We start from the raw sequence: 13,489 nt of genomic DNA on the forward strand, positions 1-13,489 counted from the left end.
GGACGCGTCTCAGAGGAGCCTCGGAACGCACCCGGACGCCCGGTGGGCGTGTCCCACCGTCCCGGCCACCCGGCATACCGGGGCGCCTAGACTCGGGGCCATGAGCGACAACCCGCTGAGCGACCCGTTCGAGCCTCAGGCGCAGCCGTCGGGGCCGTCCACCTCGACCTCCGTGCTGGAGCGCGAGCAGGTCGAGGAGCAGGTGCAGGAGCCGGGCGACCACGAGCGGTTCTCGCACTACGTGCGCAAGGAGAAGATCCTCGAGAGCGCCCTGTCCGGCGACCCGGTCGTGGCCCTGTGCGGCAAGGTCTGGGTGCCCGGGCGCGATCCCAAGAAGTTCCCGGTCTGCCCGGTCTGCAAGGAGATCTACGAGGGCCTGCGGGCCCCGGAGGACGGCGAGGACTGACCCCCCGATAACACACCCGAGGGCCCCGTCCGTGGTGGCGGGGCCCCGGCATGTCGGGCCACGGATTTCGTTACCCTCGGGACCCTTATGAGTACTGCCGCGGCCTCCCACCTCCCTCCCGCATTCCCGGAGCGCGCCGCATGGGGCACGGCCTCCAAGCTGCGTGCCTGGCAGGCGGCGGCGCTCGAGCAGTACCTGCGTGAAGGCCCCCAGGACTTCCTCGCGGTCGCGACGCCCGGCGCCGGCAAGACGACCTTCGCCCTCCGGGTCGCGACCGAGCTGCTCGGGCGCGGCGTCGTCGACCGGATCACGATCGTGGCGCCCACCGAGCACCTCAAGACGCAGTGGGCCGACGCCGCCGCCCGCGTCGGGATCAACATCGACCCGAAGTTCACCAACGCCATGGGCCGGCACAACGCCGAGTTCGACGGCGTCGCGCTGACCTACGCCGGTGTCGCCAGCAAGCCGCTGCTGCACCGCTCCCGCACCGAGGCGGCCCGGACCCTGGTCATCCTCGACGAGGTGCACCACGGCGGGGACAACCTCTCCTGGGGCGACGCGATCCGCGAGGCGTTCGAGCCGGCGGCCCGCCGCCTGTGCCTGACCGGCACGCCCTTCCGCTCCGACACCAGCCCCATCCCGTTCGTGCGCTACGAGGAGGACCGCGCCGGGGTGCGCCGGTCCGCCAGCGACTACGCCTACGGGTATGCCGAGGCGTTGCGTGACGGGGTCGTCCGCCCGGTGCTCTTCCTCGCCTACAGCGGCGCGATGCGCTGGCGCACCCGCGCCGGCGACGAGGTTGCCGCCCGGCTCGGGGAGCCGCTGACCAAGGACCTGACCGCCCAGGCGTGGCGCACGGCACTGGACGCCAAGGGGGAGTGGATCCCCTCGGTGCTCGCCGCCGCGGACAAGCGCCTGACCGAGGTGCGCCGGCACGTGGCCGACGCCGGCGGGCTGGTCATCGCCTCGGACCAGACCAACGCCCGGCACTACGCCCGGATCCTGCACGCCCTGACCGGTGAGAAGCCGACCGTCGTGCTCTCCGACGACGCCGGAGCCTCGGGCCGGATCGAGGAGTTCGCCGAGAGCGACTCGCGCTGGATGGTCGCGGTGCGCATGGTCTCCGAGGGCGTCGACGTCCCGCGCCTGTGCGTCGGGGTCTACGCCACGTCGACCTCGACCCCGCTGTTCTTCGCCCAGGCCGTCGGCCGGTTCGTCCGGGCCCGCCGCCGCGGCGAGGTCGCCTCGGTGTTCCTGCCCAACGTGCCGATCATCATGGAGCACGCGGCGCGCCTGGAGGAGCAGCGCGACCACGCCCTCGACCGGGTGGTCAAGCCCGGCGAGGAGGAGAACCTCTGGGCCGCCGAGGAGGAGCTCCTCGCCGCGGCCAACAGCACGAAGTCGACCGCCGACCTCGAGGGCACCTTCGAGGCGCTGGAGTCGGTCGCCGAGTTCGACCACGTCCTCTTCGACGCCCAGCAGTTCGGCCTCAACGCCGAGTCGGGCAGCGCCGAGGAGGAGGAGTACCTCGGGCTGCCCGGGCTGCTCGAGCCGGACCAGGTGGCCACCCTGCTGCGTGAGCGCCAGGCCTCCCAGAAGGGCACGTCCAAGCGGGCCTCGGACGCGCCGATCGCCGCGCACCGGGCCCTGGCCGCGCAGCGCAAGGAGCTCAACTCCCTGGTCTCGGCCTACGCCCGCAAGACGGGCGCTCCCCACGGCGTGGTCCACAACGACCTGCGCCGCACCTGCGGTGGCCCTGCCCTGGAGCAGGCCAGCTCCGAGCAGGTGCAAGAGCGGATCGAGAAGATCCGCGCCTGGTTCGTCGGCCGCCGGTGACCCGGCCGGTAGCGTGGTCCCGTGGCTGAGCTGCGCGCCGCCAAGGGCATGGGCGGAGAGACCTCACAGACCCTGGACCGCGGGCTGAGCGTCCTGCAGCTGCTCGGGTCGCGCGAGCACGCCAGCGGGATGACGATCACCGAGATCGCCACGGCGCTCGGGGTCGGTCGGCCCGTGGTCTACCGGCTGGTGGCGACGCTGGAGGGCCGCGACTTCGTCACCCGGCGCGAGGACGGCCGGATCCGGCTCGGGCTGGCGATCACCCGGCTGTCCTCCTCGGTGCTGCCGCTGCTGCGTGAGGCCGCGATGCCGATGCTGCGCAGCCTCGCCGACTCGGTCGGGGCGACCGCGCACCTGACCGTCGTCGAGGGTGGGGAGGCGCTGGCCATCGCCGTCGTCGAGCCGAGCTGGACCGACTTCCACGTGGCCTACCGGGTCGGCAGCCGGCACCGGCTGGACTCCGGGGCCGCCGGGCGGGCGATCCTGGGCGCGCGGGCCGGGGACCCGTCATACGTGGTCTCCGACGGCGAGCTGCAGGCGGGTGCGCACGGGGTCGCCGCCCCGCTGGTCGACGTCCCGGGCCTGGAGGCCTCGATCGGCGTGGTCGCGATGGTGCCGATCGACGACGCCACCGTGGGCCCCCGCGTCCTCGAGGCCGCGGGGAAGCTAGCGGCGGCGCTGCGCTGAGCCGGGAGCGGTCTGCGCGGCCGCGGCCTGCACCAGCGGCAGGGTGCGGTAGTCGATCTGGCGGGCCAGCGCGATGACCGTCGAGGCCCGCAGCACGTGCCCGTCGTCGACCACCCGGTCGATGACCCGCTGCAGGTCGGCGTTGTCCCGGGCCACGACGCGGATCATCAGGTCGCCGGTGCCGGTGATGGTGTGGGCCTCGAGCACCTCGGCGATCGCCGACAGGTGCGCCACGACCGGGTCGTGGCCGCGGCCCTGGCGGATCTCCAGGGTGACGAACGCCGTCACCGGGTAGCCCACCGCGGCCGGGTCCACCTGCGGGGCGAAGGTGCGGACCACGCCCCGTTCGGACATCCGGTCCAGCCGGGCCTGCACGGTGCCGCGGGCGACGCCCAGGGACCGCGCCGCGCCCAGCACCCCGATCTGCGGGTCGTCGGTGAACGCGGAGATGATCCGGGCATCCAGCTCGTCGATCGCCATGGACAAACTGTATGCCGTGAGCCGGGTCGTGCCCGACAACCTGCGCAACCTGTCCACCGGTTCCGGCCAAGGTTGCCTGGTCCGGGCGCCTGCGCCACAGTGCCGCTCATGACCGAGACCATCGCCCTGACGCCCGAAGAGCGCGACGCCAACCTCGACCTCGAGCAGCTCAAGCAGCTGGTCGGCCTCGTGGAGTACGACGAGAGCAAGGACCCGTTCCCCGTCACCGGCTGGGACGCCATCGTCTTCGTCGTCGGCAACGCCACGCAGACCGCGCACTTCTACCAGTCGGCGTTCGGCATGGAGCTGGTCGGCTACAGCGGTCCCGAGACCGGCAACCGCGACCACAAGTCCTTCGTGCTCAAGAGCGGCTCGTGCCGCTTCGTGATCAAGGGCGGCGTGGCCCCGGACAGCCCGCTGCACGACCACCACCGGGCCCACGGCGACGGTGTCGTCGACATCTCCCTGGAGGTGCCCGACGTGGACAAGTGCATCGAGCACGCCCGCGCCATGGGCGCGACGGTGCTGGAGGAGCCGCACGACGTCAGCGACGAGCACGGCACGGTGCGGATCGCCTCGATCGCGGCCTACGGCGACACCCGCCACACCCTGGTGCAGCGCTCGGGCTACACCGGCGTCTACCTGCCCGGCTACGTCGAGCGCAGCTCGGGCTTCGTCAAGCGCGAGGGCTCCCCGAAGCGGATGTTCCAGGCCCTGGACCACATCGTCGGCAACGTCGAGCTCGGCAAGATGGACCAGTGGGTCACCTTCTACAACAAGGTGATGGGCTTCGTGAACATGGCCGAGTTCATCGGCGACGACATCGCCACCGACTACTCGGCGCTGATGTCCAAGGTCGTGGCCAACGGCAACCACCGGGTGAAGTTCCCGCTCAACGAGCCGGCCGTGGCCAAGAAGAAGAGCCAGATCGACGAGTACCTCGAGTTCTACCGCGGCCCCGGCGCCCAGCACCTGGCCCTGGCCACCAACGACATCCTGGCCACGGTCGACGCCATGACCGCCGAGGGTGTGGAGTTCCTCTCGACCCCGGACTCCTACTACGAGGACCCCGCGCTGCGCGAGCGCATCGGCAACGTGCGCGTCCCGATCGAGGAGCTGCAGAAGCGCGGCATCCTCGTCGACCGCGACGAGGACGGCTACCTGCTGCAGATCTTCACCCGCCCCGTCCAGGACCGCCCGACGGTGTTCTTCGAGCTGATCGAGCGCCACGGCTCCCTGGGCTTCGGCAAGGGCAACTTCAAGGCCCTCTTCGAGGCGATCGAGCGCGAGCAGGAGCGTCGCGGCAACCTCTGAGCCGCAGCCTTCCCGCCCCCGGTGACCCCACGGCATACCCGCAGGTACGCCGTGGGGTCACCCGCGTGGGCATGTGTCCGATTCGTCCCATAACCTCGGGCCTCATGGAGTCGACGAACCCGGCGGACGCTGCCGCCGAGGCAGGGCAGCTGGAGTGGGTCCCGCGCAAGCGGGTGTTCGGGGTGCTCGGCGGGGCCGGTGCGCTGGCGTTCATCGCGGGCGTGACCTCGCTGACCTACCTGTGGCGCGGCCTGACCGGGCACGAGCGTCAGCCGATGTGGGCCGTGGTGGTCATGCTGCTCGGCGCCTGGGTGATGTTCATCGGGCTGTGGCGCTGGCTGCGCGCCGAGCGCTACGAGTTCCGCATGCACCGGCGCACGTGGGCCCGCGTCGGCGGCGGCGCCGCGCTGATGGTCATCGGCCTGCTTCTGCCGCTCTACGTCTCGGCCTGAGCCCCTGGCGCAGCGACCCACGATGTCCGGAATGTCCGGAACCGTCTATCGTCTCCCGGCGGCGGATCATCGGAAGGGGAGGCGGATGGGTGACGTCGTGAGGGCGTCCTTCGAGGGGCTGGACGAGCTGGCACGCTTGGCGGCGGAGCAGCAACGGCACGTGGACGCCGTGCGCAAGCACGTCGAGGGTGCCTGCGGCCGGATGGGTGCGTTCACCGGGCTGATGGCGTTCTTCGCCGAGGCGTACGGCCACACGCACGCCACCGTGGTCAGCGAGCTCGGGCATGCGAGCAAGGGCGCCGGGGACGTGTCGACGGCGTTCAGCACCGTCGTGGCCACCTACCGGCACCACGACAAGAAGGCGTCGGACCGGATGCACAAGCTGCACGTGCGCATCGGGGAGGCCAAGGGCTATGTGCCCAAGGAGGGTGAGGGCGGCTTCAGCGTGCCCGGGCCGCTGAAGGTCGCCGCCGGGACGACCGACTACGCCGACGACGTGGCGGAGGCCTACGGCGAGTACGCCCGCCGCCTCGGGGAGCTGCCGACCCCGGCCCGCTGGCGGTCAGTGACGACCTCAAGGGGCTGCCCAGCGAGGGCGTCGGCCTGGTCTCCGACTTCACCGACACGATCGGGGAGGGCCTGACGATGAGCGATGCCTCCGCGGACACCGCCACCTACGAGGAGTTCGAGCGGGAGCACGCAGGGGGCCAGCTGTGACCACAGTGACCCTGACCAACCCGGACTCGTTCCTGGTGGCCCACACCTCCGATGCCGAGGGCAGCCTGATCGACGACCTCCGCGGCGAGTGCGGCGTCATCCTGCAGGGCATCGACTGGATCGCCCGCAAGCTCGGGTTCGACCTCATCGGGGCGATCTTCGACCCCATCGCCGGCGACTTCAGCACGGTGGACGCGATGCGCCAGGACTGGGCCGGCGTGGCCGGCGCGCTCAAGGCGATCGGTGAGAACTACGACGCCATGGCCACAGCCCTGCCCGAGGTCTGGGACGCCGGCAGCGCCGAGCGGGCCGTCGCCCGGCTGAAGTCCATGGGCAGCGCCCACGCGACCCAGGCCCGTGCCGCCGAGCTGATGTCGCAGCAGATGGGCAACATGCTGACCGCGGTCAGTGAGGGGTGCAAGCTGGTGGCCGGCCTGCTCGGGCTGGCCGAGGAGCTGGTGATGTCGTTCAGCGTGGCCAAGTGGGCCGAGGAGATCTTGAGCATGGGCTCGGGCGTGCGCAAGGTCGTCTCGCTGCTCCACCGCGCCATCGAGTTCATCAAGAACCTCAGCAGGGTCGTCCCGCCGATGCTAAAGGCGGCCGGGGTCCTCGCGACGATGTTCAAGTACATGAACCTCGCGTTCATGATGCCGATGGCGACGGGGACGCAGGCCAACGCGGCCCTGCACGTCGACGACACGGCGGCGGCGGGGTTCCACGGCGGAGCCTTCGCCCACGGCGGCATGTTCTGAGAGGCCGTGATGTCACACGCCCATGAGCTGGACGCGCTCTCGGCCGAGTTCCGGTCCGCCGTCGCGGAGATCCAGGGGCTGACCGACACGCTGCGCCACGAGAGCGCCGGGCTGCTCGAGCAGGTGCAGGCCGAGCGCGAGGCCCTGCGGAAGGCCAGGGAGCGCAGCACCGACGAGCTGGCGGCCGCAGCGCGGGCGGGGGAGCAGGGGCCGGCCCGGCGCGAGCTGCAACGTAGGCTGGACCTCCAGCAGACGACCTGGCGTGCCGTGATGTCCGGTCAGGACGAGCACTGGAGCGCCGTGGAGGTCCGCGCCGAGGTCGTCGGTGACGCGCGACGGACCATCGACGAGCTGGAGAAGGACGACCCGGAGTTCTCGGCGTCCTACCGCGAGGTCGCCCCCCTACGAGCCGACAAGGAGCCGCGAGACTGGTGATGCAGGAGCGAAGCGCCCAAGGCGTGGCAGCAGCCGACCCGGAGCACGATGCGAAGCTGAGGAACCTCAAGGGCCTCGAGCTCTTCCTGGTGATGCGGGCGGGCCTGCCCGTCACCGGCCTCGGCGTCGTCGTGAGCATCCTCTACGTCTGGGCCGCCGTGGCCACGGGGGCACACACCGTGCTTCTGGGGATTCCCCTCATGCTGGCCGGTGCGGCTTCTGCCGCCCTGGGCCTGCGCACCCGGTTGCGCGAGGCGCGACACAGCCGGGAGCTCACCACGCAGGGCTACGGGCCGATCTTCGCGGGGTGGGCGCTGGTCCTCCTCGGCATCATCCTGCCGCTCTACCTGATGTGACCGGCACCCGCCACGACAAGGCGACGGCACGGCATACCGGGCGGGTATGCCGTGCCGTTGCGTCGTGCGGCGGCCGCGCCGCGAGCCTCAGACGGTCTCGCGGACCTCGGCGTTGCCGGCGAGGCGGGCCTTGCGGCGGCTGTAGGTCAGGTAGACCACCATGCCGAGCACCATCCACACCGCGAACCGCAGCCAGGTCTCCAGGCTGAGGTTGCTCATCAGGTAGAGGCACGCCAGCGCCGAGACGATCGGCAGCACCGGCGAGAACGGCACCCGGAACGGGCGGTGCACGTCGGGGCGCTTGCGGCGCAGCACCGGCACGGCGAGCGAGACGATGATGAACGCGAAGAGCGTGCCGATGCTGACCAGGTCGGCCAGCGCGGCCAGCGGCACGAAGCCGGCCAGGACCGCCACGAGCGCCGTGGTGGCGATGGTGATGCGGTAGGGCGTGCCCCACTTCGGGTGCACCTTGGCGACCGAGGGGGGCAGCAGGCCGTCGCGGCCCATGGCGAAGCCGATGCGGCCCATGGCGACGAGGTCGACCAGGATCACCGAGGTCAGTCCGGCCACGGCCGCGATGGACACCAGGGTGGAGGCCCAGCCCTGGCCGACGGCGTCGAAGGCGCTCGCGATCGGGGCGGCCTCGTCGATCTTCTTGTAGCTGACCATGCCGGTGACGACGAACGAGACGCCGATGTAGAGCACGGTGCACAGTGCCAGGGTGCCGAGCAGGCCGATGGTGAGGTCCCGCTTGGGCTTCTTGGTCTCCTCGCCGAGGTTGGCCACGGCCTCGAAGCCGGTGTAGGCGAAGAAGACGACGGCGGCGGCGGTGAGGACGCCGGCGAAGCCGTAGGCCGACGGGGCGATGCCGAACAGGGCCTGGCTCAGCGGGGCCTTCAGGCCGCTGGTGGAGTCCTTGATCGGCTGGGCGTGCGGCACGAACGGGGTCAGGTTGGCCTTGGTGACGAAGAAGGCGCCGGCGACGATGACGAACACGCAGACGGCGACCTTGACGAGGACGAGCGCGTTGGTCACCCGGGCCGACTCGCGGATGCCGACGACCGCGATGACGCCGAGCACGAGGGTGATGAGGATGGCGCCGATGTTGACGATCGACCCGTCCTCGGCGAACCACGCGCTCGGGAGGTGGAAGAGGTTGGCCAGGTAGCCCGACCACCCGCGGGCCACCACGGAGGCGCCGAGGGCGAACTCGAGGATGAGGTCCCAGCCGATGATCCAGGCGAAGACCTCGCCGATGGTCGCGTAGGCGTAGGTGTAGGCGCTGCCCGCGGCGGGGACGCTGGAGGCCATCTCCGCGTAGCAGAGGGCGGCCAGCAGGCTCACCACGCCGGCGACGATGAAGGAGATCACGACGGCCGGGCCGGCGTGCTGCTTGGCCTCGACTCCGGTCAGCGTGAAGATGCCGGTGCCGATGACGATGCCGACCCCGAAGCCCATGAGGTCCAGCGGGCCGAGCTTGCGGCGGAGCTTGCCGGCGCCGGGGGCGGCGCCGTGGTCGTCGGCCTCGTCGGCGGACTGGGCCAGGACGTCCTCGACCGGTTTGGTCCGCAGGATCGACTGCGTGGCTGTGTCGTCACTCATGCCCGCCGACGTTACCGGCTGGTACGGCGGCGGCGCTTCCCCTGCCGCCGGGGAGTGTGACCGTCGTCATCGGGCCGTCATGGCAGGCTGTGCGCCATGACGCAGCCATCGGGGTGGTACGACGACCCCCAGGACTCCACGAAGCTCCGGTACTGGGACGGCGTGATCTGGACCCAGCACGTGACGCCGAAGCAGGCGCCGACGCTGGAGCAGTCGACGATCGGGATGCCCTACCAGCAGCCCGCGGCGCAGCCGGGCACCCAGGCCGGCCGCGCGGCATACCCGCCGGCTCCCGCCCCGATGCAGTCCTGGCCGCAGGCCTACGTCTCGGCCCCGCCGAGCACGCCCGACGGGGTGCCGCTGTCCGGGTGGTGGAAGCGGGTTGGGGCCCGGCTGATCGACGGGCTCATCACCTTCGTCATCGCGCTGCCGCTCACGGGCTACTTCTTCGTCGGCTACTACCACGCGGCCACCGACTACATCGACCGCCAGATCGCCCAGGCCGGGTCGGGGCGGCCGCCGGCGTCGCCGTTCACGCTGCCGGTCGAGCTCTACAAGTGGCTGCTGCCCATCGCGCTCATCGGCCTGCTGGTCAGCGTCGTCTACGAGTTCCTCTTCCTCACCCGCACCGGCGCCACGCCGGGCAAGAAGGCCGTGGGGATCAGCGTGCGGCTGCGCGAGACGCCCGGGCCGCCGCCGGCCAACGCCGTGTGGCGCCGCCTCGGGGTGATCTACGGCCTCCAGCTCCTGGGCATCATCCCGCTGCTGGGCAGCCTCACCGGCATCGCGGGCCTGTTGAACTACCTGTGGCCGCTGTGGGACGTCAACCGGCAGTGCTGGCACGACAAGGCCGCCAAGACGAACGTGGTGGTGGGCCCCCAGCCCAAGCGCTGACGCCTGCGCGACGGACACCGCTCAGCCCGCGTTTCACCGCCCGTGAGGGTCCGAAACGCGGGCTGACGCGTGCCCGGTGGGATCAGGGCACGGAGGGGCGGATGGTGCCGGTGACCTCGCCGAGGCCGACCCGCGCCCCGTCCGGGCCGGGCGCCCACCCGGTGATGCTGACCGTGTCGCCGTCCTCGAGGAACGCCCGGGTCGTGCCGTCCTCGAGCGTGACCGGCTCCTGCCCGCTCCACGTCAGCTCCAGCAGGCAGCCCCGGGTCTCCTTCTCCGGGCCGCTGACCGTGCCGGAGGCGAACAGGTCGCCGTCGCGCAGGCTGGCGCCGTTGACGGTCAGGTGGGCCAGCATCTGGGTGGGCGACCAGTACATGTCCGCATAGGACGGCCGGCTGACGAGGCTGCCGTTGATGCGCACCTCGCAGCGGATGTCCAGGCCGAAGACCGCGTCCGCGCCACCGCGCAGGTAGTCCAGCGGCTGCGGGTCCTGCCCCGGCAGCGGCACGTGCGCCGAGTCGAGCGCGGCCATCGGCACGACCCACGGCGAGATGCTCGTGCCGAAGGACTTGCCCAGGAACGGCCCGAGCGGGACGTACTCCCACGCCTGGATGTCGCGGGCGCTCCAGTCGTTGAGCAGGACGACGCCGAAGAGGTGCTCGGCGGCGGCCTCGACCCCGACCCGCCGGCCGAGCGGGGTGGCGCCGCCGACGACGAAGCCGAGCTCGGTCTCGATGTCCAGGCGCCGCGAGGGGCCGAACGTCGGCGCCGGGTCGCTCGGTGCCTTGCGCTGGCCGCTCGGGCGCACGATGTCGGTGCCGCTGACGACCACCGTGCCGGCGCGGCCGTGGTAGCCGATCGGCAGGTGCTTCCAGTTCGGCGTCAGCGGCTCGCTGTCCGGCCGGAAGATCCGCCCGACGTTCGTGGCGTGGTGCTCGCTGGCGTAGAAGTCGACGTAGTCGGCGACCTCGAACGGCAGGTGCATCCGCACGTCGGCGACGGGCAGCAGGTGCGGCTCGACGGCGTCGCGGTACATCGGGTCGGTGAGCACCTCGACCAGCCAGGCGCGCGCCGCGGCCCAGGCGTGGTGGCCTCGCGAGAGGAAGTCGTTGAGGCTCGGCCGGTCCCAGCACACGCCGGACTCCATCCCGGCCTGCTCGGCCGCCGCGGCCGCGTCGAGGACATGGTCGCCGATACGGACGCCGACGCGCCGCCGCCCGGGGTCGGCGGGCGTGGAGAACACGCCGTAGGGCAGCGTCGCCAGCCCGAACGGGTGGTCGGCCGGCAGGTCGAGCCAGCTGGTCGTCATTCGGTCGTCTCCTCGATCAGGCCCAGCGCGGACAGGTCACCGATGGGGTCCATGACCCCGCAACACCCGTATGCCGTGAAGAAGGCTCGCGTGATGCTTGCGTCCGCGACGCTCATCCGGGCGACCATCTCCAGCACCGGCCCGGGATCACGTTGGGCCAGCAGGGGTTCGAGCTCGTCGGCCTCGGCGCCGTTGAGCGCCCAGCGGACGGCGGACAGCACGTTGAGGAAGCCGAACTGGTCCTCCCCGGCGTGGGTGCCGGTCACTGCGTGGTGCAGGCCGCCGGTGAGCTTGAAGCCCAGGTCGGCGTCCACGCAGGCGCGGACGAAGGCCGCCAGCTCGGCCGGGGCGGGCACGTCGCTGCTGGCGGTCGCGCCCGTGCGCAGCTTGGCCTGGACGCCCTCGCGTCCCGAGGCGGCCGCTGCGACGTCGCGCAGGGCGTCCGGCTGCTGCTCGCCCCGGGGGACCTCGACCGACACCGGCAGTTGCCAGGAGAGCGCCTCCTGCCAGCCGGGGGCCCAGCCGACCTCGACGCCGACCGGGGTGACGTGGCGGTGCGCGCGCAAACGGCCGACGGCCTCGCCGACGACGGTCGTGCTCACCCCGGGACGGCCGATGACGACGACCGGGAGGTCCTCGGCCACGCCGAGCGTGAGCAGCTCGTCGGCGGCGGAGGCGGGCACGAGCAGGGGACCGACGAGGTCGGCGACGGTCGTGGTGCGGCGGCTGAGATGATCGTCCACGGCCTGCGGGAGCGGCGCCAGGCCCGGCGGGAAGACGGCCGCGTCGTCGAACAGGCCTGTGAACAGGGCTCTTTCGGCGGGCTCGGCGGCGCGCGGGGTGGCGCCGCTGCCCGGTGCGGTTGACATGGTCGGCAGGCTACTGGACAGTGCATGGAGAGGTACACCGGCGTCCGTTGAGCGGACGCGCCGGGTCGGCACACTGACGGGGACGGACCTGATGGCGCACTACCAGCTGCGGGGCAACGTGCCCCCGAAGCGGCACACCCAGCACCGCACGCCCGAGGGCGGGCTCTACTACGAGGAGCTGATGGGGGAGGAGGGATTCTCCTCCGACTCCTCGCTGCTCTACCACCGCGGGCTGCCCTCGGCCATCGTCAACGTGCGCGAGTGGGACCTCGGCGACCAGGCGACCACGCCCAACCACCCGCTGCTGCCGCGGCACCTCACCCTGCACGACCTGTTCAGTGAGAAGGACCCGCTCGGCGACCACCGGGGTGTCGACGTCGTCACCGGCCGCCGGCTCGTCCTGGGCAACGCCGACGTGCGCATCTCCTACGTCGTCGCCGACACGCCAAGTCCCTTCTACCGCAACGGGATCGGTGATGAGTGCGTCTACGTCGAGCGCGGTGGGGCCCGGGTCGAGACGGTCTTCGGCGCCTTCGAGGTGGCCACCGGTGACTACCTCGTCATCCCGCGGGCGACCACGCACCGGTGGATCCCGCGCGTCGAGGGCGACGAGGGCTTCACCGAGCCGCTGCGGGCCTACTGCATCGAGGCCAACTCCCACATCACCCCGCCCAAGCGCTACCTGTCGCGCTTCGGCCAGCTGCTCGAGCACGCGCCGTACTGCGAGCGCGACCTGCGCACGCCGGAGGGCCCGCTGCTCGCCGAGGACACCGGGGCGGTGCACGACGAGCCGACCGAGGTGTTCATCAAGCACCGTGGCAACGGCCCGGGCGGCCTCGTCGGCACCGTCTACACCTACCCCTACCACCCGCTCGACGTCGTGGGCTGGGACGGCTGCCTCTACCCGTACGCCTTCAACGTCAGCGACTTCGAGCCGATCACCGGCCGGGTGCACCAGCCGCCGCCGGTGCACCAGGCGTTCGAGGGGCACAACTTCGTCATCTGCAACTTCGTGCCGCGCAAGGTCGACTACCACCCGCTGTCGATCCCGGTGCCCTACTACCACTCCAACGTCGACAGCGACGAGGTCATGTTCTACGTCGACGGCGATTACGAGGCGCGCAAGGGCTCGGGCATCGGCAAGGGCTCGATCTCGCTGCACCCCGGCGGACACGCCCACGGCCCGCAGCCGGGCGCCTACGAGCGCTCGATCGGCGTGGAGTTCTTCGACGAGCTCGCCGTCATGGTCGACACGTTCCGGCCGCTGGAGCTGGGGGAGGCCGGCCGCGCCGTCGACGACGGCAAGTACGCCTGGACGTGGACCGGCGGCCGGCGCGACGACTCGGTGAACGGCGCCGGCTGAGCCGTAAGTTCTCCATC

The 13,489-nt window shown here is 71.7% G+C and carries 15 protein-coding genes; 11 read left to right on the top strand and 4 right to left on the bottom strand.

The features are described 5' to 3' along the window. Positions 1-100: 100 nt before the first annotated feature. From AC3ANM_RS17030 to AC3ANM_RS17040, 3 genes are all read left to right on the top strand, one after another. Positions 101-406: a DUF3039 domain-containing protein gene (locus AC3ANM_RS17030; RefSeq protein WP_488285603.1), complete on the top strand. Its 306-nt coding sequence runs from the start codon at positions 101-103 to the stop codon at positions 404-406. Between the two features lie 87 nt (positions 407-493). Continuing rightward, complete coding sequence (locus tag AC3ANM_RS17035) at positions 494-2,242, top strand: DEAD/DEAH box helicase (protein ID WP_488285604.1); 1,749 nt, start codon at positions 494-496, stop codon at positions 2,240-2,242. Between the two features lie 21 nt (positions 2,243-2,263). Next, positions 2,264-2,929: an IclR family transcriptional regulator gene (locus AC3ANM_RS17040; RefSeq protein ID WP_488285605.1), complete on the top strand. Its 666-nt coding sequence runs from the start codon at positions 2,264-2,266 to the stop codon at positions 2,927-2,929. Here the strand turns inward: AC3ANM_RS17040 and AC3ANM_RS17045 are convergent. Further along, on the bottom strand, positions 2,909-3,409 hold the full coding sequence (locus AC3ANM_RS17045; RefSeq protein ID WP_488285606.1) for an Lrp/AsnC family transcriptional regulator: 501 nt from the start codon (positions 3,407-3,409) through the stop codon (positions 2,909-2,911). The two genes, AC3ANM_RS17040 and AC3ANM_RS17045, sit on opposite strands and share 21 nt — an antisense overlap. A 108-nt stretch (positions 3,410-3,517) precedes the next feature. On the opposite strand from AC3ANM_RS17045, the gene hppD reads away from it, so the two are divergent. The 6 genes from hppD (at position 3,518) to AC3ANM_RS17075 (ending at position 7,435) form a co-directional block, all read left to right on the top strand. Next, on the top strand, positions 3,518-4,723 hold the full coding sequence (hppD, locus tag AC3ANM_RS17050; RefSeq protein WP_488285607.1) for a 4-hydroxyphenylpyruvate dioxygenase: 1,206 nt from the start codon (positions 3,518-3,520) through the stop codon (positions 4,721-4,723). Between the two features lie 104 nt (positions 4,724-4,827). Continuing rightward, the gene (locus AC3ANM_RS17055; RefSeq protein WP_488285608.1) at positions 4,828-5,175 is read left to right on the top strand and encodes a hypothetical protein; all 348 of its coding nucleotides are present in this window, start codon (positions 4,828-4,830) and stop codon (positions 5,173-5,175) included. Positions 5,176-5,260: 85 nt separating this feature from the next. Then, on the top strand, positions 5,261-5,818 hold the full coding sequence (locus tag AC3ANM_RS17060; protein ID WP_488285609.1) for a hypothetical protein: 558 nt from the start codon (positions 5,261-5,263) through the stop codon (positions 5,816-5,818). A gap of 70 nt (positions 5,819-5,888) precedes the next feature. Next, positions 5,889-6,644, top strand: coding sequence for a hypothetical protein (locus AC3ANM_RS17065; protein ID WP_488285610.1), 756 nt, complete (start codon positions 5,889-5,891; stop codon positions 6,642-6,644). Positions 6,645-6,653: 9 nt separating this feature from the next. Then, positions 6,654-7,079 carry a hypothetical protein gene (locus AC3ANM_RS17070; protein WP_488285611.1) on the top strand — a complete coding sequence of 142 codons (426 nt, stop codon included), beginning with the start codon at positions 6,654-6,656 and terminating at the stop codon, positions 7,077-7,079. Then, the gene (locus AC3ANM_RS17075) at positions 7,076-7,435 is read left to right on the top strand and encodes a hypothetical protein (protein ID WP_488285612.1); all 360 of its coding nucleotides are present in this window, start codon (positions 7,076-7,078) and stop codon (positions 7,433-7,435) included. Before AC3ANM_RS17070 ends, AC3ANM_RS17075 begins: the two co-directional genes overlap by 4 nt. 87 nt (positions 7,436-7,522) lie before the next feature. Here AC3ANM_RS17075 and AC3ANM_RS17080 read toward each other — a convergent pair whose 3' ends face one another. After that, entirely contained in the window at positions 7,523-9,037 is a 1,515-nt protein-coding gene (locus AC3ANM_RS17080) for an amino acid permease (protein WP_488285613.1), read from the bottom strand. 96 nt (positions 9,038-9,133) lie between these two features. On the opposite strand from AC3ANM_RS17080, the gene AC3ANM_RS17085 reads away from it, so the two are divergent. Continuing rightward, a complete protein-coding gene (locus AC3ANM_RS17085; RefSeq protein WP_488285614.1) occupies positions 9,134-9,931 on the top strand; it encodes an RDD family protein in 798 nt (265 codons plus the stop codon). Between the two features lie 82 nt (positions 9,932-10,013). On the opposite strand, the gene fahA is transcribed toward AC3ANM_RS17085, so the two are convergent. After that, positions 10,014-11,240, bottom strand: coding sequence for a fumarylacetoacetase (fahA, locus tag AC3ANM_RS17090; protein ID WP_488285615.1), 1,227 nt, complete (start codon positions 11,238-11,240; stop codon positions 10,014-10,016). Next, positions 11,237-12,109, bottom strand: a complete 873-nt coding sequence (locus AC3ANM_RS17095; RefSeq protein WP_488285616.1) for a hypothetical protein — start codon at positions 12,107-12,109, stop codon at positions 11,237-11,239. The genes fahA and AC3ANM_RS17095 overlap by 4 nt, the downstream gene beginning before the upstream one ends. A gap of 91 nt (positions 12,110-12,200) precedes the next feature. On the opposite strand from AC3ANM_RS17095, the gene AC3ANM_RS17100 reads away from it, so the two are divergent. Then, positions 12,201-13,472 carry a homogentisate 1,2-dioxygenase domain-containing protein gene (locus AC3ANM_RS17100; protein WP_488285617.1) on the top strand — a complete coding sequence of 424 codons (1,272 nt, stop codon included), beginning with the start codon at positions 12,201-12,203 and terminating at the stop codon, positions 13,470-13,472. Positions 13,473-13,489: the final 17 nt, after the last annotated feature.

The organism is Oryzihumus sp. JJN4-3R, from assembly GCF_057747915.1.